Consider the following 18,614-nt stretch of genomic DNA (forward strand, 5'->3'; position numbering starts at 1 on the left):
CCTGGCAAGGCGAAGGGCGCGCCGTCGAACGGCAGCGTCTGCCTCGCACACCCCCGCGTCCAGCACCGGCACGCCTCATGCACCCGCGCGCCCCCTTGGATGCACTGTGCGCCCTCACGGAGCGCGGACTCGTGCACCCGGCGTACCGCGCGATGGCCGAATCCGGGCGCTGAGGGGGAACGCTGTCCGGCGGGGGCGTCAGCAGTGCGGCGTAGGCAGTACGGCGCTCAGTACCGCAGGCCCGGCAGCGCCCAAGGCGGCCGTATCGCTCACGCCACGCAGAATTCGTTGCCCTCCGGGTCCTGGAGGACGACGCCGTAGTAGTCCATCTGCGGCTCGTCCATCACGCGGATCACCGTCGCACCCGCCGCCGTCAGCCGGTTCACCGTGGCAGTGATGCGTTCCGTGCGGGTCGCCAGCGGGACCGTGCGTCCCCCGCCCACCTTCAGATCCAGGTGCACCCGGTTCTTCACGGTCTTCGGTTCCGGGACCCGCTGGAACCACACGCGTGGCCCGCGGCCCGCCGGGTCGGCGATGGACTCCGGGGTTTCCCCGGCACCACCGGTCAGTTCCTCCTCCGGGACGCCCATGTCCGTCCAGTAGTCCCGCCACGTGGCGTGGCCTTCCGGCGGGGGCTCGGGGACGTACCCCAGCGCCTCCGTCCAGAAGGCCACCATCCGTTGCGGGTCGGCACAGTCGATCGTCAGTTGCAGGTGGGGCAGTTGCGGCGGCTGCGGCGACCGCGGCAGCCGCGGAGTCGTTTCCATGCCCCGCAGCCTGGCAGAAGGATCTGACAGCCGGCGTCAGGCCGGCACCCCCGCCGGCTCCTTCGGCTCCGGCAGCGCTCCCCCGCCCTCATGGCCGTCCTCGCCGCCGTCCCCGCCCCCGTGGCCGTCGCCGCTCAGCGTCGTCTCGTCGAACGGCATGCGTCCGGCGAGCACTTCGCCCATCCGCTCCTTGTCGATCTCCTTGGTCCACGTGCCGACGAGGACCGTCGCCACCGCGTTGCCCGCGAAGTTCGTCAGAGCCCGCGCTTCGCTCATGAAGCGGTCGATGCCGACGATCAGGCCGACGCCGTCGACGAGTTCGGGGCGGTGGGACTGGAGGCCGCCCGCGAGCGTGGCGAGGCCCGCGCCGGTGACGCCGGCCGCACCCTTGGACGCGATGATCATGAACAGGAGCAGCGAGATCTGCTGGCCGAGCGCCAGCGGTTCGCCCATGGCCTCCGCGATGAACAGCGACGACATCGTCAGGTAGATGGCCGTGCCGTCGAGGTTGAAGGAGTAGCCGGTGGGCACGGTGATGCCGACGACAGGCTTGCTGACGCCCAGGTGCTCCATCTTGGCGATCAGGCGCGGCAGGGCGGATTCCGACGACGACGTCGACAGGATCAGCAGGAACTCGCGGCCCAGGTACTTCAGCAGCGTGAAGATGTTCACCCCGGCCACCAGCCGCAGCAGCGCGCCCAGCACCACGATCACGAAGAGCACGCAGGTGACGTAGAAGCCGATCATGATGACGGCGAGGGACTTCAGCGCGTCGATGCCCGTCGCGCCGACGACCGCCGCGATGGCGCCGAAGGCGCCCACCGGGGCCGCCCACATGATCATGGCGAGGATGCGGAAGACCAGCTTCTGGATGTGTCCGATGCCGCGCAGGACGGGCTCGCCCGCCGTGCCCATCGCCTGCAGGGCGAAGCCCGCGAGGAGCGCGACGAGCAGGGTCTGCAGCACCTGGCCGCCGGTGAAGGCGGAGACCATGGTGGTCGGGATGATGCCGAGCAGGAACTGCGTCGTGGACTCGCTCCCGCCCTTGGCCTGCGCCTCGCCCGCGTGGCGCAGCGCGTCCGTCAGGTGCAGCCCGCTGCCGGGCTCCAGGAGGTTGCCCACCACGAGGCCGATGGCCAGCGCGACGGTGGACATGACCATGAAGTAGCCGAGGGCGAGGCCGCCGACCGCGCCGACCTTCGCGGCCTTCCGCACGGAGCCGATGCCCAGCACGATCGTGCAGAAGATCACCGGCGAGATCATCATCTTGATCAGGTTCACGAAGCCGGTGCCGAGCGGCTTGAGCTCGACCGCGACGCCCGGCGCCGCGAAGCCGACGGCGATGCCGGCGAGCACGGCCGCGATCACGGCCAGGTAGAGGTAGTGGGTCCGGTCCGGCCGCCGGGGCGGCTTCGCGGCCTGTGGTGCTGCCTGTGCCGTCACGGGGTCTCCTCGTAGTCGCGGCTCTGGGCGCACTGCATCGGTCCCGGCGGGCAAGCGGACGCGAGCGAGTGCGAGCGAGCGGATGCGGGCGGGTGCAGGGCAACAGTCTGGGGGCGCCCCGCTCTCCCGACGAGTGGGGCTCCGGTGACTATGCACGGCTCTGTGACCGTGGTCACCCTTATGTGCATTACGTTCACGGGCACGGGCCGGTGCACACTGTCCGCCATGCGCAGACCCCGCATCCGCCGCCCCCGCAGCCTGGCCGGCCAGCTCTTCGCGATGCAGATCGTGCTGGTCGCCTTCGTGGTGGCCGGCTGCGCGGCCTTCGCGTACGTCGCGGACCGCGGCCAGGCCGAGGAGGCGGCGCGCCGCGAGGTGACGGCGGCGGCGGTCGCCGTGGCCGCCTCCGCGTCGGTGCGGGACGCGGTGCGCTCCGCCGACCCGCCCTTCATCCTCCAGGCGTACGCCGATCGCGTGCGCACCGACACCGGCGTCGACTTCGTGACGATCATGAGCCCGGACGGCATCCGCTGGACGCACCCGGACCCGGAGCGCATCGGCGAGCGCTTCCTGGGCCACACCGGGCCCGCCCTGCGGGGCCGGACCTTCTCGGAGACGTACACGGGCACGCTCGGGCCGTCGGTCCGCGTGGTGGTGCCCGTCATGGACGGCGACCGGGTCACCGGGCTCGTGAGCGCGGGCATCACCGTCGACGCGATCAGCGCAGAGATACGCCGCCAGCTGCTGGCCCTGCTCGGCGTGGCCCTGGGCGCGCTCGCCCTGGGCGGGGCGGGGACGTACCTGCTCAACGCCCGGCTGCGCCGCCACACCCACGGCATGAACGCCACCGAGCTGAGCCGGATGCACGACTACCACGAGGCCACGCTCCACGCGGTGCGCGAGGGGCTGCTGATGCTCGACGGGCAGCACCGCATCGCCCTCATCAACGACGGCGGGCGTGAACTCCTCGGCCTCACCGGGGAGGTGATCGGCCGCCGGGTCGACGCCCTCGGCCTGCCGCCCGCCCTCACGGACGCCCTGCTGGCCGCCGGGCCGCGCGTCGACGAGGTCCACGCGACCGCCGACCGCATCGTCGTCCTCAACACCTCGCCGGTCTCCGGGGGCGAGCACCACGGCACCGTCGTGACCCTGCGCGACCACACCGAACTCCAGGCGCTCTCCGGCGAGCTGGACTCCGTGCGCGGCTTCGCGGAGGCCCTGCGCTCCCAGGCGCACGAGGCGGCCAACCGGCTGCACGCAGTGGTCTCGCTGATCGAACTGGGGCGCGCGGACGAGGCCGTCGAGTTCGTCACCGCCGAGCTGGAGCTCGCCCAGGCCCTCACCGACGAGGTGGTCGGCGCCGTCGCGGAGCCCGTCCTCGCGGCGCTGCTGCTCGGCAAGGCCGCGCAGGCCAACGAGCGCGGCGTGGAGCTCGTCCTCGCCCCCGACACGCACGTCGACGACGGCCTGCTGCCGGACCACCTGCCGGCCCGCGACCTCGTCACCGTCCTGGGCAACCTGGTCGACAACGCGGTGGACGCCGCCGCCGAGGAGGCCAACCGCAGCGTGGCGGAGGTCCGGCACGCCCAAGTGACCGTCACCCTGCGGGCCGACGCCGGGGACCTGCTGCTGCGCGTCGCGGACACCGGGGCGGGAGTGGCGCCCGAGGCGATGGAGGAGGTGTTCCGGCGCGGCTGGTCGACCAAGTCGCCCGGCAGCGCGCCGCACGGCCGCGGCCTCGGCCTAGCGCTCGTCCGGCAGGCCGTGCGCCGCAACGGGGGTACGGTCTCCGTCGCCGGTGCGCCGGGCGGCGGTGCGGAGTTCACCGTCCGGCTCCCCCTGCACGGGGCCGCGGCCGCGGCCCGGCCCGCGGAGCCGCCTGCGGCGCCCGCCACGCCCCCGCCGTCATCTCCGCCGTCATCCCCGACGCCCCCGTCGCCCGTAGCACCCGCAGCTCCCGCACCACCCGCAGTGCCCGCAACGCCCGCCCCACGGACCGGAGTGCCCTCATGAGCAGACCCGCCGCCCCCCGGCCCATCCGTGTCCTCGTCGTCGAGGACGACCCCGTGGCCGCCGACGCCCACGCCCTCTACGTCGGCCGCGTGCCCGGCTTCACGGTGGCCGGGATCGCGCACTCCCTGGGCGACGCCTCGCACTTCCTCAAGCGGACGCCCGTCGACCTCCTGCTGCTCGACCTCTTCCTCCCCGACGGGCACGGCCTGCAGCTGCTGCGTTCGCTGCGCACCGCCGGGCATACCGCCGACGTCATCGCCGTCACGTCGGCGCGCGATCTGACGGTCGTCCGCGAAGGGGTCTCCCTCGGCGTCGTGCAGTACGTCCTGAAGCCGTTCACCTTCGCCACCCTCCGGGACCGGCTCGCGCGCTACGCCGAGTTCCGCTCGGTCGCGGGCGAGGCCAGCGGGCAGGAGGAGGTGGACCGCGCGTTCGCCGCGCTGCGTGCCCCCCAGCCCGCCGCGCTGCCCAAGGGGCTGAGCCCCGCCACCCTCCGGGCGATCACGGATGCCCTGCGGTCCGCGGGGGACGCCGGCCTGTCCTCGGGCACGGCGGCGGAGGCCGTGGGCATCTCCCGGATCACCGCACGCCGTTACCTCGAACACCTCGTGGCGGCGGGCCGGGCGGCCCGTACGCCCCGCTACGGCCAGATCGGCCGCCCCGAACTGCGCTACCACTGGCAGAGCCGACCCTGATCCGGACCTGAGCCGGTCCTGAGCCGTCCTGATCCCGACCTGATCCGGCCGACGGCGAGACAGCCCCCGGGCCGACGCGAAGAGGCCGCACGCCGACGCGTGCAGGCCGCACGGAGCGGGAACGTACGACCTCAGGAAGGCGCAGCCCGCCGAGGCCCCGTCCCGGGCGCCGAGGCCTGCCCCCAGGAGGTCGCCCGTGCGCCCCACCGCTCCCGTGCTGCTCTGCGTCGCGGCCCTCGCCGCGGCCTCCCTCACCGCGTGCGGCGGGGGATCCGGCGGCGATCCGGACACCGTGAAGATCGCCTACCAGCGCACCACCGACAACAAGACCCGGATCATGGACGACTACCTGGCCGGGATCAAGAGACAGTTCGAGCGCGCGCACGACGGCAAGAAGCTCCAGCTGGTGCCCGTACAGGCCTCCCAGGCCGACTACTACGCCAAGCTGCAGCAGATGATGCGGTCGCCGAAGACCGCGCCGGACATCGTCCGCGAGGACACCTTCCTCATCAACTCCGACATCAAGGCGGGCTACTTGCGCCCGCTGGACGACAAGCTGGCCGGCTGGAAGGACTGGAGCCGGTTCGCCCCGGCCGCGAAGGCGGCGGCGAAGGGCGAGGACGGCAAGACGTACGGGGTGCCGGACGGCACGGAGACCCGCGGCCTGTGGTTCAACAAGGAGGTCTTCGCGCGGGCCGGGCTGCCCGCCGACTGGCACCCGCGCACCTGGAAGGACGTGCTGGACGCGGCCCGCACCGTCAAGGAGAAGGTCCCCGGGGTCACTCCGCTCAACGTGTACACGGGCAAGGCGCCCGGCGAGGCCGCCACCATGCAGGGCTTCGAGATGCTCCTGTACGGGACCGGCAAGGACCCCTTGTACGACCCGGCGGTGCGCAAGTGGGTCTCCGGGAGCCGCGGGTTCCGTGACGCGCTGGAGTTCGTGCGGACCGTCTTCGCCGACAAGCTCGGCCCGGACCCCGCCGACGCGCTCGACCCCAGCGTCGACAACCGCGTCGCCACCGACTGGCTGCCCTCGGGCAAGCTCGCGATCGCCCTCGACGGCTCCTGGCTCGGCAAGTACTGGCAGCCCGGCGGCTCCAGGCCCTGGCCGGAGTGGACCTCGGTGATGGGCCGGGCGCCCTTCCCCACGCAGAACGGGGCGGCGCCCGGGGCGGTCAGCATGTCCGGCGGCTGGACGTGGTCGGTCAGCGCCAAGTCCGGCAAGGCGGACCTGGCCTGGCAGGTGATCGAGACCCTGCAGAACACGGACAACGCCACCGAGTGGACGGTGCGCGACGCGCAGATCGCCGTACGGGACGACGTGGCGGCCTCCCGCAAGTACTTGACGTCGATGCCCGGCGTCGACTTCTTCACGGCGCTGGTGAAGTTCACCCACTACAGGCCGGCGCTGCCGGTCTACCCGCAGGTCTCCAGCGCCATCCGGGACGCGATGGAGGCGGTGACGACGGGCGACGCCTCCGTGCAGCGGGCCGCCGGGCGCTACGACGAGCAGCTGAAGTCGGTCGCCGGCGAGGCGGGAGTGACGGCGCGGGAACGGGCGCGGTGAGCGGGACGGCCGGGGCGCCCGCCGAGCGGGGCCGGGGCGGGCCACGGGGCAGCGGCGTGTCGCGAGGCGAGCAGGCGCTGCGCTGGCTTCCGGTCGCCCCCGCCGGCGTCCTCCTGCTGCTCTTCCTCGCCGGGCCCGTCGCGTACTGCGTGGCCGTCGCCTTCACCGACACGCAGCTGACCGGTCAGGCCTCCGCCTCGTTCGTCGGCTTCGCCAACTTCCGCCGGGCCTTCGCCGACGAGGGCTTCCGCCACGCGGTGGTGCTGACGCTCGTCTTCACCGTGCTGTCCTCGATCGTCGGCCAGAACAGCCTGGGCCTCGCCCTCGCGGGCCTCATGCGGCGCGCCTCCCGGCCCGTACGGACGCTCACGGGCGCGGTCGTGATCGCCGCGTGGGTGCTGCCGGAGATCGTGGCCGGCTTCCTGCTCTACACGTTCTTCAACCGGCGGGGCACGCTCAACGCCGTCCTGGAGCAGCTTCACCTGCCGCCGCAGAACTGGCTGTTCACCCTGCCGATCCTGGCCGTCTCCTTCGCCAACGTGTGGCGCGGCACGGCCTTCTCCATGCTGGTCTACTCCGCCGCGCTCGCGGAGATCCCGCAGGAGATCACCGAGGCGGCGGAGGTGGACGGCGCGAGCGGCGCGCGGCGCCTGTGGCACGTCACGCTGCCGATGATCCGCCGCTCCATCGCCACCAACCTCATGCTCAACACCCTGCAGACGCTGTCCGTCTTCGGCCTGATCTGGGCCATGACGCGCGGCGGCCCGGGCAACAGGAGCCAGACGCTCCCCGTCTTCATGTACGACCAGGCGTTCCTGAAGTCGCTGATCGGCTACGGGACGGCGGTGGCGCTGCTCCTGCTGCTGGTGGGGGCGCTGTTCTCGGTGGTGTACCTAAGGCTGATGCGGGAGGAGATCTGAAGCCCCGGAGGGCTCCGTGTGCCCTCCGGGGTCCGCCCCCTCCCGCATCCGTCTCACCGGGACCCGGCTCAGCCGAGCTTCTTCACCTGGCCCTCGACGACGGCCTTCGGCTGCTCGGCCTGGCCGGCGAGGCTCAGGGCGTAGAAGGTGGCGACCGTGCTGCCCTTGCGGACCGCGATCAGGTGGGTCGTGCCGGTCGTGCCCTCGGCGTCCAGGTTGAGCGTGAAGGAGACGGCCTCGTCACCGCCCGCGGCGAAGTCGGCGGGCGCGACCTTCGTGAACTTCGTCTTGTCGGAGCCCGCGACGAGGTTGAAGCCGCCGGCGCAGTCCGCACCGGACTTCTTCAGCGCCGCGATGACGTCGCCGGCCGCCTTGGCGTCGCCGTACGAGCCCAGCGTGTCGGACGTGATCGTGCCGCCCAGGGCGCTGAGGCCGGCCTTCATCTTGTCCTCGGGGGCGGCGTCCGGGGCGGGGGACTTCGGCATCGCGATGACCTTGCGGATGACGAGCGCGGCGGGCGCACCGCCGGAACGCAGGCTCATCGCGTCGACCAGCGGCTTGCACTCGGCCTTGTCGCTGGTGACGCCCTTGGCCGTGGCGAGGTCGGCCGCGGTGGCCTCGGTGACCTTGTGGCCCGGGACGTCACCCTCGGCCAGGATGAGCTTGCCCAGCTCCTCCGCCGAGGCGGCCTTGCCGGCGGCGGGGGCGCTGGCGGACGCCTTGCCCTTGGGCTCGTCCTTCTTCCCCTCGGACTTCTCCGAACCGCAGGCGCTCACGAGCAGGGCCAGCGACATCGCGGAGGCGGCGAGAGCGGTACGGCGGACGGTGGAGCGGCGCATGAATGGTTTTCCTCTGAACTGGAATCGGCAGCGACCCCACATATAGTCATGCGCAGGTAAAAAGTTCAATATCTTTCCCGCCGCCGGACGCCCGGCGGGCATTACGATCAGATATCGAACACTTGATCGACTACGGCTGGGGTCATGGAAGGCACGTTCCGCGTACGCAACGCCGGCAGCGGTCTGCTGCTGGAGGTCGAGGGCGGCCGCAAGGGCAGCGGCGCCAACGTCCGGCAGGGCAAGGAGGACGGCAGCGCCGCACAGCTGTGGCACGTGAGCCCCGTCCACGAGGGCAGCGGCCTGCACCACTTCGTGAACGCCGCCAGCGGCAAGCGGCTCGACGTCGCGAACGCGAGCGTGGAGAACGGCGCCAACGTCCAGCAGTGGAAGGCCAACAACTACGGCGCCCAGGAGTGGCTCATCGAACAGCACCTCGACGCCCCCGGCACCGTCACCCTCGTCGCCCACATCAGCGGCCTGCTGCTGGAGGTCGCCGACGCGTCGGCGGAGCACGGCGCCAACGTCCAGCAGGGCGAGGACACGGACAGCCCGGGCCAGTGGTGGCGGCTGGAGCCGGCGCCGGATGCCTAGGCGGCGCGGCCGCAGGGAATCCAGGACCTGAGAGGCCCGCACTCCCCCGCCCCGCCCGGAGGTGCCATGCGCCCGCTCCCCGCCCGGCGCACCCGTCAGCGCCTGGCCGCCGACGCGGCGCTGCTCGTCGTGGTCGCGGCGTTCTCCGTGCCGCTCGTCTGGCTGCTGCTCGCCTCCGCCGACGCCGAGGCGGGGCTGACCGTACGGGCCCCGGACCATCCGACCGCGGAGAACTTCTCCGCCGTCCTCACGGACGAGATCACTTTCACGCCCGTGCTCAACAGCCTGCTCCTGTGCGGCTCCGCCACCCTCGTCACGGTCGCCTGCGCGACCCTCGCCGCCTACCCGCTCTCCCGCTTCCGCTCCCGGCTGACCCGCCCCTTCCTCCTGGGCGTGCTCTTCACGACCTGCCTGCCGATCACGGCGGTCATGGTCCCGGTCTACGGCCTCTTCGTACGGGTCGACCTGATCGACACGCTCACCGGCACGGCCCTCTTCATGGCCACCGCCCAACTCCCCTTCGCCATCTGGCTGATGAAGAACTTCATGGACGGCGTACCGGCCGTCCTGGAGGAGGCGGCCTGGACGGACGGGGCGAGCCGGCTGCAGGCGCTGGTGCGGGTGGTCCTGCCCCTGATGGGCCCGGGAGTCGGAGTCGTGACGATCTACAGCTTCATCATGATGTGGGGCAACTTCTTCGTGCCCTTCATGCTGCTGCTCTCCCCCGAGCAACTCCCGGCGTCCGTCAGCATCTTCACGTTCTTCGGGAACTTCGGGCAGGTCGCGTACGGGCAGCTGGCGGCGTTCTCGATCCTGTATTCGACGCCGGTGATCCTGCTGTACGCCCTGATCTCGCGCCGCCTCGGCGGCGGCTTCGCCCTCGGCGGCGCCGTCAAGGGCTGACCCGCATCCGGCCCGCGTCAGGCACGGTTCCTGAGCAGCTCCACGACGCCCGTCAGGTCCTCCGCGCCGTGCCCGCCCGCCACGCGCTCCTGCATCAGGGAGTGGAGGGCCGTGAACAGGTCGGGCCGGACGCCCTGCTCCTCGGACGCCCGCAGCAGATTGCCGAAGGCCGCGGCCTGCATGCCGATGTTCGACACGACGCCGTTGGCGTAGTCGCCCGTCTCGACCTGGTGCGCCATGTGCGGAACGGCCGTCGCCATGGCGCCGATCCACGAGCTCAGCAGCGGTACGAACTCGGCGGCCGGCACGTTCGCCGAATCCGCCAGCGCCAGGGCGTGGAAGACGCCCGAGAACAGCCCGTACATCCCGCTGAGCAGGGCGATGTCCAGCAGGGCGGCCAGGCCGGGCTCGGCGCCCGCGAAGTGCGCGGCGCCCAGGCGCTCCAGCGCCTCGCGGTGGGCGTCGAAGACCTCCCGCTCGCCGCTGTAGAGGATGAACGCCTGCTCCGTGCCGATGCCCGGCGGCACGGCCATGATCCCGCCGTCGAGGTACGCGAACCCGTGCGAGGCGGCCCACTTCGCCGCCTCGCGGGCCTCGGCGGGGGTGCCGGTGGTGAGGTTGACCAGGGTGCGCCCCGCGAGCGCCCCGGTGGCCGGGGCCAGCGTCTCGTACACCGAGGCGTAGTCCAGGATGCAGGCGATCACCAGCGGGCTCGCGGTGACCGCGGCCGTGACGTCGCCGGCCCGGACGGCGCCCAGGGCCACGAGCGGGTCGGCCTTGTCCGGGGTGCGGTTCCAGACGGTGACGGGGTGGCCCGCCGTGAGGAAGGCGGTGGCCAGAGCCTGTCCCATGGCGCCCAGGCCGAGAACGGTGACGGGGGTGGCGGAAGCGGGTACGGAGGCAGGGGCAGAGGTGTTGCTCATGTGCGGAGAGCTCCAGGTGTGCGGTGCGAAAACGGCTGTGGCGCGCCTCCATCAGAATTTCCGATGGGGCGCGCCACGCCAAGTACGCACAATTAAGTGGGTGCTTACCCGGAGGTGAGGGGGGCGGCCGGAGCCGCGGGGGCCTACTGCGCCCCGATCGACTCCAGCATGTTGAGCTTCGCCGCCCTGCGGGCCGGCCAGACCGCGGCCAGCACGCCCACGGCGAGCGCGATGAGCAGGAACAGCGCGATCCGCGCCCACGGCACGACCATCTCGTACTGCGGGAAGGACGAGCGGACCAGGTGGCCGCCGGACCAGGCGAGGAAGATGCCGACCCCGACGCCCAGCACCGCGCCGAACATCGCGATCATCACGGACTCCAGCCGGACCATCTGCTTGACCTCGCGCCGGGCCAGGCCGATCGCGCGCAGCATCCCGATCTCCCGGGTCCGCTCGAAGACCGACATGGCCAGGGTGTTGACGACGCCGACGACCGCGATGACGACCGCCATGCCCAGCAGCCCGTACATCAGGTAGAGGATGTCGTCGATGTCCCCCGCCTCGGCGCGGCGCAGGTCGTCCGGCGACTGCACCTTGATGAGCGGGTTGCCGCCCAGGGTCTCCTTGATCTTGGCGCGGAGCTCGGCCGCCTCGCCCCGGGCCGCCTTCACCAGCACCTCGTCGTCGCGCACCTTGTCCAGGTGCGGGTCCACGAGGGAGAAGGTGGCCAGGACGGAGGAGTACACGTCGTTCTTGGCGTAGATCGCGGCGACCTTCGGGGCGGCCTTCTTGCCGTCGTAGAAGGTCATCGGCAGGGCGGACCCGACCTTCAGGCCGCGCTCCTTCGCGTACTCGTCGGAGACGGCGACCGTGCCGTCGCGGATGTCGGTGGCCGAGCCGCTGATGAAGCGCCCGTAGGACACCTTGCCGATCGCCGACGGGTCCGTGGCGTGGACCAGCGCCGGATCGTTGTCCGACTGGAAGCCGACCGAGCGCATCGGGACCGCGGCGGCCACGCCGGGCTGCTTGGCGAGGGTCTTGGCGATGTCCGTGGACAGGCCGCCGAAGTTGGCCGAGGTGACCTTGTAGTCGGCCGTCAGGTCCTGCTGGCCCATCTTCGCCATGCCCTGGTTGGACGAGACCGCGACCACGGTCAGGCCGGTGATCAGGGAGAGGCCGATCATCAGCGCCGAGGCGGTGGCGGCGGTGCGGCGCGGGTTGCGCAGCGCGTTCTCCTTGGCGAGCTTGCCGCTGATGCCGGTGAGCCGGCCCGTGGCCCGGGCGAAGAGGTGCACGATCGGGCGGGAGAGCAGCGGGGCGAGCACGATGACGCCCGCCATGGTCAGGGCCGCGCCCGCCATCGCGATCTGCAGGCCGTCGCTGTCCTTGAGCGTCGTGACGTACAGCATGATCGCGACGCCCAGGCCGGTGAGCACGGCGCCGATGCCGTTGCGGACGACGAGGCTCTTGACGGCCGGCGGCTGCTCCGCGGTGGACAGCGCCTCGACGGGAGCGATCTTCGCGGCCTTGCGGGAGGGCAGCCAGGCGGCGAGCACGGTCACCACGACGCCGACGCCGAGGGCGAGCAGTACGGAGGCCGGCTCGATGACCAGCGGGCCGTCCGGCAGGCTCGCGCCGGCCGAGTTCAGCACCGCGCGCAGGCCGGTGGCGACGCCCAGGCCGAGGACGAAGCCAGCGGCGGAGGCGACCAGGCCCAGCAGCCCCGCCTCGATCAGCACCGAGCGCACCACCTGGCGGCGCGAGGCGCCCACCGCGCGCAGCAGGGCGATCTCCCGGCTGCGCTGGGCGATGAGCATGGTGAAGGTGTTGGCGATGATGAAGATGCCGACGAAGAGGGCGATGCCCGCGAACGCCAGGAAGGTGTTGCGGATCGAGCTGGTCTCCTTGTCGATCGCCTTCGACTGCTCGGCGGCCAGCTGCTTCCCGCTCTGCGCGTTGAAGGCGTCCGGCAGCACCTTGCGGACCTCGGCGGTCAGCTTCTGCTGGTCGGTGCCGGGCTTCGCGGAGACGACGAGCTCGCTGAACTCGCCGGGCTTGCCGAAGAGCTTCTGCGCGGTCGCGGTGTCGAACAGCGCGAGGCTGCCGCCGGCGCTCACCCGCGGGTCGTCGGTCTCGGCGATGCCGACGAGCTTCTTGGTCATCACCGGGCCGTCGATGGCCAGCCGGACGGTGCCGCCGATCTTCGTACCCGTCTTCGCGGCGGTCTTCTCATCGAGGACGATCTCGCCCTCGGCGGCGGGCCCGCGGCCCTTGACGATCGGGTAGCGGCTGTCCTTGCCGTCCTTGCCCGGGACGTAGTTGGCGCCGGAGCTGCCCCACTCGCTGCCCGCGGGGTTGTTCTGCCGGTCGGCGACCATGGCGACGCCGCTGACGGACGGGCGTACGGACGCCACGCCCGGCAGGGCGCGGACGGTGGCGACGGTGCGGTCGTCGAGCGCCTGGACGCCCTTCATGGCGATGTTGGAGTGGCCGGTGGTGACGGAGACCGCGACGTCGTCGAGGCTCTTGGTCATCTTGTTGCGGAAGGCGGCACCGACGGAGTCGCTGAATATCAGGGTGCCGGAGACGAAGGCCGTGCCGAGGAGGACCGCGAGGGCGGTCATCATCAGCCTGGCTTTGTGCGCGAGGAGGTTGCGCAGGGCGGTACGGAACATGGGTGTGGTCTTGTCCAGGGTTCGTGAGGGCGAGCCGGGCGGTGACGGGACGGTCGCGAGGGCCGTGCGCGGGCTGTGCGCACGAGGGCCGTGCGGCCGGCCGCCTCAGCTCGTACGGCCCTTGGCGTCGAAGCGCTTCATGCGGTCGAGGACCGCGTCCGCGGTGGGCTCGCGCATCTCGTCCACGATCCGGCCGTCGGCGAGGAAGACCACGCGGTCGGCGTAGGACGCGGCCACGGGGTCGTGGGTGACCATGACGATCGTCTGCTGCAGGGCCTGCACGGACTCGCGCAGGAAGCCCAGCAGTTCGGCGCCCGAGCGGGAGTCGAGGTTGCCGGTGGGCTCGTCCGCGAAGATGATCTCCGGCTTGGCGGTGAGGGCGCGGGCGACGGCCACGCGCTGCTGCTGGCCGCCCGAGAGCTGGCTGGGCCGGTGCGAGAGCCGCCCGGACAGGCCGACGGTGCCGACCACCATGTCCAGCCACGCCTGGTCGGGCTTGCGGCCCGCGATGTCCATGGGAAGCGTGATGTTCTCCAGGGCGGTCAGCGTCGGCAGCAGGTTGAACGCCTGGAAGATGAAGCCGATCCGGTCCCGGCGCAGCCGCGTCAGCTGCCGGTCGCCGAGCGAGCCGAGCTCCACGTCGCCGATCTGCGTCGAGCCGGACGAGATCGTGTCGAGGCCCGCCATGCAGTGCATCAGCGTGGACTTGCCGGAGCCCGAGGGGCCCATGATCGCGGTGAACTCGGCGCGGCGGAACTCCACGGAGACGGAGTCCAGCGCCGTCACGCGGGTGTCGCCCTGCCCGTAGACCTTGCTCAGACCGGTGGCTCGGGCGGCGACGGCGGTGCCGGCCGGGCCGACGGGGGTCGTGGGAAAGGCGGCCGCGTGGGACACGGGGTCTCCTCCGGGAGGTAGGGGAAGGGGGTCCGGTCATCGGTCCGCGCCGGGAATTCCCGGGGACACCATGGCCGGAATCAACTCCTCCAATTCTCGGGGCGCGGCCTGCGCGGGGCGTCAGCCGTACGGCCGGAAAGCCGTACGACCAAAAGGCCGACGGGCGGGTCCGGGCGTAGTCCCCCAGACGGACGGCGTCATCCTCAGGACGCACGGGAGCCCTGGCGGCTCGGGGCGCACGGGGCCCGGCGGGCACCGGACTCGGGCCGGTCCGCGCCGGGCTCGTGCCGGGTCCGTGCTGGGCTCGCGCCGGGTCCGTGCAGGCCTGTGCCGGCTCGCACAGGGCGGGGGCGGTCTCCGCGCTGCGCCTACCCGCGCAGGGTGCGGGAGGGCGGCCGCCCGTACCGCTGCTGGTAGTACGCGGCGAAGCGGCCTAGGTTGTTGAAACCCCAACGGTAGGCCACCTCGGCCACGGTGACGTCGCCGTCGCCGCGCGCCGCCACCAGCTCCTGGTGGGCCCGGCCGAGCCGGACCTCGCGCAGGTACCCCAGCGGCGTGGAGTCGACGTGCCGCCGGAACGCCTCCTGTAAGGCACGCGGGCTCACCCGCGCCGCCGCCGCGAGGTCGGCCAGCGTGAGCGGCTGGTCGGCGCGCTCCTCGGCCAGCGCCATCGCCCGCCGCACGGCGGGGTGCGCGACCTCGCCCGGGCGCTGCGCGTCCACGCCCTGGGTGATCAGCTCGTGCGTCTGCATGAGGATCGCGGCCGTCGACTGCGTCAGGTGCCCGGCCACGAGCGGGCTGCTGCGGGCCACGCCCTCCCCGAGCACCTCCCGGTGCACGGCCGCCGAGATCCCCGCCCAGCTCCTGGCCGCCGCCGCCGAGGTGGTCCCGTTGAGCGAGAAGCGGGCCCGTACGGAACCGTCGATGCCGAGCGCGTCGGCCGCCGCCCGCTCCACCATCTCCCGGTCGAGCCGGACGGTCGTCATCCGCGCCCCGGGCGCCCAGTGCACCTGGAAGGAGCGGTACGGGTCGAGCACGTACGTCTGCCCGGGCCCGACGACCCGCTCCTCCCGCCCCGGCGACATCACCCGGACCCGGCCCCGTACCAGCTGGCAGACCAGCAGGTACGAGTCGAGGGGCTGGGGCGCGACGAGCGTCTCGGCGCCGTACTGCAGCCCCGACACCGTGACCCCCGGGAAGCCGCCCTCCGCGTACCACGCGGAGAACTCCTTCGGGTCTCCGAGCACGCTGAGTTGATAAGGACTGTAGGCAGAGCTGATGATCTCCCTGGTCTCGTCGAGATCATTACTGAGGACGAGCGTGCGCATGTTGCCGGGGGCCTCGGGCCCCACGCCTGGTTCAGTCATCAGGGGATTCCCTCGGGTGTCCGCGTATCCGGGACAGGTGCCGCGTTTGGCGAGTAGCCGGTGGACGGCCCCGTTAGTACCGTTCCCCTTGTCCGCAGTCAAGGCGCGGGCCGGTCCCCACAGCTGTTTCGGGACAGGGCCCCGTCGGGGGGAAAGCGGGTCACGGCCCTGGGTTCACGGGGGACATCCAGGGCCGGTCCCGCAAGCGGGGGCGCCCCGCCGTCAGCGGACAGACGGCGGGGTCTTCGCTTGTGCGCGCCCGCTACGGCCTCGGCGGCGGCCGCCGCCCCGGGGCGCCGGGGCGAGGGCATCCCCACGCCGGTGCGGGCGCGCTGTCGGGCATCGGCATCCTCAGCGTCGCGTACGCGGTGTGGCGCTCGGCGCCGCACAGGGGGCACCGTTCGAACCCGAGCGCGCGGGACCATCCCACGGGGTGGGCGCAGCGGCGGAGCACGAGGCGTCCGACCGCCGTACGGGTCACGAGTGCACCAGCCGCTGATGCCGGACGAACTCGGCGTTCAGCGCCTCGGCCTCCGCGGTGCGGCCCAGGCATGCGGCCCCGTGGAAACGCACGCGGAGCTCGGCGCACCGCAGACACCACTTCGAGAGGTCAAGGGGCCGCCGGCCCGTGTCCTCTTCCGGCGCGAAACCGTGCTCTAGCTGCTGCTGTCCACCCACGCGACTTGCCTCCGTCACATTCACCCCTTGGTGGGGGGTGCTCGTTGTCTGCGGTTCCAGCGTCGCGGGCCGTACGTACGCTCGGCCAGAGTTTCAATTCCCAACCGGGTACCCGAGAAAAGGAGTTACCGGGATGGCGCGCACGCCGCGGAAGCTGACACCGGACCGGTCCGCCCGCCACCTTTTCGGCGCCGACCTCAGACACCGGCGGGAGGCGGCGGGCATGACGCTGGAGAAACTCGCCGAGGTCGTCTGCTACAGCCGCAGCCACCTGGCCCGCATCGAGACGGCCGAACACGTACCGCCGCCGGACCTGCCGGCGAGGCTGGACGAGGTCTTCGGCACGGGCGAGCACTTCGCGAGGCTCTACGCGATCGCGCGGCATGAGGTCCATCCGGACAAGTACCGCAGATTCATGGAGCTGCAAGCCCAGGCTCGGGTGATCGACGAGTACGCCGCCCACGTCGTGCCGGGCCTCGTCCAGACGGAGGGCTACGCACGGGCTCTCTTCCGCGTCAGCAATCCGAAAGCTTCGCCGGACGCGATCGAGGAGATGGTGGCGGCCCGGCTGAGCCGTCAGGTGCTGCTGACGGCGGAGGCGCCGCCTGATCTGTCCATCATCTTGGACGAGGCGGTGATCCGACGTCCCGTCGGGGGCCCGGCCGTCATGCGGGCCCAATTGGTCAGCCTGGTCGAGCTCGTGGACACCGCGACGACGACTGTTCAGGTTCTGCCGTTCGAACATGGGGAACATGCCCTGATGAGCGGCGCCCTGACGCTGATGACACTGGACGACGACACGAACGTCGCCTACGTGGAGAGCATCGCCACCGGCTCGCTGATCGAAGATCCGGAGACTGTCAGCGCCCGCCGCCGGTCCTACGATCTGCTGAGGGCCTATGCCTTGTCGCCAAGCAAGTCGGCGGCCTTCATCCGAGCCGTAATGGAGGCACCCTCATGAGCGCTCCCCTCATCTCCCGAACGGAGTGGCTGAAGTCCAGCTACAGCAACGGTGACGGCGGCAACTGCGTCGAATGGGCCCCCGCCCTCGCCGCCGCCCACGGCATCGTGCCGGTACGGGACTCGAAGATACCCGGCGGCCCGGCGCTGACCTTCGCGCCGGAGACGTGGTCGTCGTTCGTCACCGCCGTCCGCGACCGTGGGCTCGGGCCCGGCTAGGGCCGACAAACCGGCAGCAGCAGGACGGGGCGAGGCCTCCCCTCCGGGGCCTCGCCCCGATCGCCGGGCGGCGGTGCTCAGTAGCCGACGGTGAAGCGCTGACGACCGTGCCGCGGCGTCTCGATCTCGTCGAGCAGCGCGACCGCGTAGTCCTCGGCGGAGATGCGCGACGTGCCGTCGGCGTCGGCCAGCAGGTCGTCACCGCCGAGGCGGAAGGTGCCCGTGCGCTCGCCGGGCAGGAAGAGCGCGGAGGGGCTGAGGAAGGTCCAGTCGACGTCCTGCGGCAGGGCGCGCAGCGCGTCCAGCAGCTCGACGTGCGCCGACGCCTCGGGCTTCCACTCCTCGCGGAAGCCGGGCTGGTCGATGACGCGCTCGCCGGACGGCAGGCGCAGGCTGCCGGCGCCGCCGACGAAGAGCAGGCGGCGGCCCGCCGCGCGGACGGTCAGCTCGGGCAGCAGCGGCAGGGCGACGCGGGCGGGCAGCGCGCTGACGACGGCGTCCGCGGCCTCGAGCGGCAGGACGGGGTCGGTCACGTCGGCGGTCACGCGCTGCAGGCCGTCGCGGGCCGGGGCCTGCTCGTCGTGGCGGCGGGCGACGGCGGTGACGGCGTGGCCACGGGTGAGCGCCTCGTCCACGATGCGGCTGCCGGCCATGCCGGTGGCGCCGAGGACGGTGATCTTGACGGGGGTGTTCATGCGGGGTTCTCCCAAGGGTGCGGGGGCGACGGGGCGGTCACGGCCGGGGCGGGCACGAGGGCCCGCACGTCACGGCCGGGACGTGGTCACAGCTGGATGTCGAAGGTGACCTTCGCCCGCTCCACGGTCTCCTGCAGGACGCGCACCTGGCCGCGGGCGTTCTTGTACTTGCCGGTGCCGCCGGTGATGGCGAACTGCTCGTCGAAGACCGGGCCCTGGGCGTTCAGCCGGGCGGCGCCCGAGGTGGTGATCCTGTTGCCGTCGCCGAGGTCGTAGACGAAGGTCAGCATCTCGGCGGTGCGCGGCTCGGCGTCGGTGGAGATGCCCTGGAAGCTGCTGGTGCCGATCTTGCGGCCGTCGGCGCGGACGAGGTCGCCGGTGCCGATCAGCTGGTCGCCGAGGGCGGAGTCGGACGGGGCGACGTCGACGAAGTTGACCGAGGCGCCCTTCTCGACGGCCTCGATG

Annotated in this window: 18 protein-coding genes; 8 read left to right on the forward strand and 10 right to left on the reverse strand. The window is 72.2% G+C overall.

Annotated features, from left to right (window positions below; all coding sequences use genetic code 11):
* Positions 1 to 269: 269 nt before the first annotated feature.
* Together ACFPP6_RS25000 and ACFPP6_RS25005 are read right to left on the reverse strand one after the other, a co-directional pair.
* A complete protein-coding gene (locus ACFPP6_RS25000) occupies positions 270 to 767 on the reverse strand; it encodes a VOC family protein (RefSeq protein WP_382046430.1) in 498 nt (165 codons plus the stop codon).
* Between the two features lie 36 nt (positions 768 to 803).
* A complete protein-coding gene (locus ACFPP6_RS25005; RefSeq protein ID WP_382046433.1) occupies positions 804 to 2,210 on the reverse strand; it encodes a cation:dicarboxylate symporter family transporter in 1,407 nt (468 codons plus the stop codon).
* A 225-nt stretch (positions 2,211 to 2,435) separates the two neighbouring features.
* Here ACFPP6_RS25005 and ACFPP6_RS25010 point away from each other — a divergent pair, with 225 nt between their 5' ends.
* From ACFPP6_RS25010 to ACFPP6_RS25025, 4 genes are all read left to right on the forward strand, one after another.
* Positions 2,436 to 4,223 carry a sensor histidine kinase gene (locus ACFPP6_RS25010; protein WP_382046435.1) on the forward strand — a complete coding sequence of 596 codons (1,788 nt, stop codon included), beginning with the start codon at positions 2,436 to 2,438 and terminating at the stop codon, positions 4,221 to 4,223.
* Positions 4,220 to 4,918 carry a response regulator gene (locus ACFPP6_RS25015; RefSeq protein ID WP_382046438.1) on the forward strand — a complete coding sequence of 233 codons (699 nt, stop codon included), beginning with the start codon at positions 4,220 to 4,222 and terminating at the stop codon, positions 4,916 to 4,918. The genes ACFPP6_RS25010 and ACFPP6_RS25015 overlap by 4 nt, the downstream gene beginning before the upstream one ends.
* Positions 4,919 to 5,114: 196 nt before the next feature.
* Positions 5,115 to 6,485 carry an extracellular solute-binding protein gene (locus ACFPP6_RS25020; RefSeq protein ID WP_382046441.1) on the forward strand — a complete coding sequence of 457 codons (1,371 nt, stop codon included), beginning with the start codon at positions 5,115 to 5,117 and terminating at the stop codon, positions 6,483 to 6,485.
* Between the two features lie 56 nt (positions 6,486 to 6,541).
* Positions 6,542 to 7,405 carry a carbohydrate ABC transporter permease gene (locus ACFPP6_RS25025; RefSeq protein WP_382046444.1) on the forward strand — a complete coding sequence of 288 codons (864 nt, stop codon included), beginning with the start codon at positions 6,542 to 6,544 and terminating at the stop codon, positions 7,403 to 7,405.
* Between the two features lie 68 nt (positions 7,406 to 7,473).
* Here ACFPP6_RS25025 and ACFPP6_RS25030 read toward each other — a convergent pair whose 3' ends face one another.
* Positions 7,474 to 8,244, reverse strand: coding sequence for a hypothetical protein (locus ACFPP6_RS25030; protein WP_382046447.1), 771 nt, complete (start codon positions 8,242 to 8,244; stop codon positions 7,474 to 7,476).
* A 144-nt stretch (positions 8,245 to 8,388) separates the two neighbouring features.
* On the opposite strand from ACFPP6_RS25030, the gene ACFPP6_RS25035 reads away from it, so the two are divergent.
* Together ACFPP6_RS25035 and ACFPP6_RS25040 are read left to right on the forward strand one after the other, a co-directional pair.
* The gene (locus ACFPP6_RS25035) at positions 8,389 to 8,835 is read left to right on the forward strand and encodes an RICIN domain-containing protein (RefSeq protein WP_382046450.1); all 447 of its coding nucleotides are present in this window, start codon (positions 8,389 to 8,391) and stop codon (positions 8,833 to 8,835) included.
* Between the two features lie 66 nt (positions 8,836 to 8,901).
* Positions 8,902 to 9,738 (forward strand): carbohydrate ABC transporter permease, encoded by an 837-nt coding sequence (locus ACFPP6_RS25040; RefSeq protein ID WP_382046453.1) that lies wholly within the window; start codon positions 8,902 to 8,904, stop codon positions 9,736 to 9,738.
* A gap of 17 nt (positions 9,739 to 9,755) precedes the next feature.
* Here the strand turns inward: ACFPP6_RS25040 and ACFPP6_RS25045 are convergent, their stop codons facing one another.
* The 5 genes from ACFPP6_RS25045 to ACFPP6_RS25065 all read right to left on the reverse strand — a co-directional run bounded on the left by ACFPP6_RS25045 (position 9,756) and on the right by ACFPP6_RS25065 (position 16,150).
* Complete coding sequence (locus ACFPP6_RS25045) at positions 9,756 to 10,661, reverse strand: NAD(P)-dependent oxidoreductase (RefSeq protein ID WP_382046456.1); 906 nt, start codon at positions 10,659 to 10,661, stop codon at positions 9,756 to 9,758.
* Positions 10,662 to 10,804: 143 nt separating this feature from the next.
* Positions 10,805 to 13,336, reverse strand: coding sequence for an ABC transporter permease (locus ACFPP6_RS25050; RefSeq protein WP_382046459.1), 2,532 nt, complete (start codon positions 13,334 to 13,336; stop codon positions 10,805 to 10,807).
* A gap of 105 nt (positions 13,337 to 13,441) precedes the next feature.
* On the reverse strand, positions 13,442 to 14,230 hold the full coding sequence (locus ACFPP6_RS25055; RefSeq protein ID WP_382046462.1) for an ABC transporter ATP-binding protein: 789 nt from the start codon (positions 14,228 to 14,230) through the stop codon (positions 13,442 to 13,444).
* 368 nt (positions 14,231 to 14,598) lie between these two features.
* A complete protein-coding gene (locus tag ACFPP6_RS25060; RefSeq protein WP_382046465.1) occupies positions 14,599 to 15,597 on the reverse strand; it encodes an AraC family transcriptional regulator in 999 nt (332 codons plus the stop codon).
* Positions 15,598 to 15,859: 262 nt separating this feature from the next.
* Entirely contained in the window at positions 15,860 to 16,150 is a 291-nt protein-coding gene (locus ACFPP6_RS25065) for a DUF6255 family natural product biosynthesis protein (RefSeq protein ID WP_382046468.1), read from the reverse strand.
* Positions 16,151 to 16,408: 258 nt separating this feature from the next.
* Here ACFPP6_RS25065 and ACFPP6_RS25070 point away from each other — a divergent pair, with 258 nt between their 5' ends.
* On the forward strand, positions 16,409 to 17,236 hold the full coding sequence (locus tag ACFPP6_RS25070; protein WP_382046471.1) for a helix-turn-helix domain-containing protein: 828 nt from the start codon (positions 16,409 to 16,411) through the stop codon (positions 17,234 to 17,236).
* On the forward strand, positions 17,233 to 17,454 hold the full coding sequence (locus tag ACFPP6_RS25075; protein ID WP_382046474.1) for a DUF397 domain-containing protein: 222 nt from the start codon (positions 17,233 to 17,235) through the stop codon (positions 17,452 to 17,454). The genes ACFPP6_RS25070 and ACFPP6_RS25075 overlap by 4 nt, the downstream gene beginning before the upstream one ends.
* 77 nt (positions 17,455 to 17,531) lie before the next feature.
* Here ACFPP6_RS25075 and ACFPP6_RS25080 read toward each other — a convergent pair whose 3' ends face one another.
* Positions 17,532 to 18,149, reverse strand: coding sequence for an NAD(P)-dependent oxidoreductase (locus ACFPP6_RS25080; RefSeq protein ID WP_382046476.1), 618 nt, complete (start codon positions 18,147 to 18,149; stop codon positions 17,532 to 17,534).
* A gap of 86 nt (positions 18,150 to 18,235) precedes the next feature.
* Positions 18,236 to 18,613 carry an allene oxide cyclase barrel-like domain-containing protein gene (locus tag ACFPP6_RS25085; protein WP_382046732.1) on the reverse strand — a complete coding sequence of 126 codons (378 nt, stop codon included), beginning with the start codon at positions 18,611 to 18,613 and terminating at the stop codon, positions 18,236 to 18,238.
* Position 18,614 lies beyond the last annotated feature (1 nt).

The organism is Streptomyces aureoversilis, assembly GCF_042657885.1.
Classification (GTDB): domain Bacteria; phylum Actinomycetota; class Actinomycetes; order Streptomycetales; family Streptomycetaceae; genus Streptomyces; species Streptomyces aureoversilis.

Coding starts and splice junctions, on each gene's coding strand:
- ACFPP6_RS25035 (WP_382046450.1), top strand. CDS start 8,389: ATGGAAGGCACGTTCCGCGTACGCAACGCCGGCAGCGGTCTGCTGCTG.
- ACFPP6_RS25030 (WP_382046447.1), bottom strand. CDS start 8,244: ATGCGCCGCTCCACCGTCCGCCGTACCGCTCTCGCCGCCTCCGCGATG.
- ACFPP6_RS25060 (WP_382046465.1), bottom strand. CDS start 15,597: ATGACTGAACCAGGCGTGGGGCCCGAGGCCCCCGGCAACATGCGCACG.
- ACFPP6_RS25010 (WP_382046435.1), top strand. CDS start 2,436: ATGCGCAGACCCCGCATCCGCCGCCCCCGCAGCCTGGCCGGCCAGCTC.
- ACFPP6_RS25050 (WP_382046459.1), bottom strand. CDS start 13,336: ATGTTCCGTACCGCCCTGCGCAACCTCCTCGCGCACAAAGCCAGGCTG.
- ACFPP6_RS25070 (WP_382046471.1), top strand. CDS start 16,409: ATGGCGCGCACGCCGCGGAAGCTGACACCGGACCGGTCCGCCCGCCAC.
- ACFPP6_RS25015 (WP_382046438.1), top strand. CDS start 4,220: ATGAGCAGACCCGCCGCCCCCCGGCCCATCCGTGTCCTCGTCGTCGAG.
- ACFPP6_RS25040 (WP_382046453.1), top strand. CDS start 8,902: ATGCGCCCGCTCCCCGCCCGGCGCACCCGTCAGCGCCTGGCCGCCGAC.
- ACFPP6_RS25065 (WP_382046468.1), bottom strand. CDS start 16,150: ATGCCTGGGCCGCACCGCGGAGGCCGAGGCGCTGAACGCCGAGTTCGT.
- ACFPP6_RS25000 (WP_382046430.1), bottom strand. CDS start 767: ATGGAAACGACTCCGCGGCTGCCGCGGTCGCCGCAGCCGCCGCAACTG.
- ACFPP6_RS25045 (WP_382046456.1), bottom strand. CDS start 10,661: ATGAGCAACACCTCTGCCCCTGCCTCCGTACCCGCTTCCGCCACCCCC.
- ACFPP6_RS25080 (WP_382046476.1), bottom strand. CDS start 18,149: ATGAACACCCCCGTCAAGATCACCGTCCTCGGCGCCACCGGCATGGCC.
- ACFPP6_RS25075 (WP_382046474.1), top strand. CDS start 17,233: ATGAGCGCTCCCCTCATCTCCCGAACGGAGTGGCTGAAGTCCAGCTAC.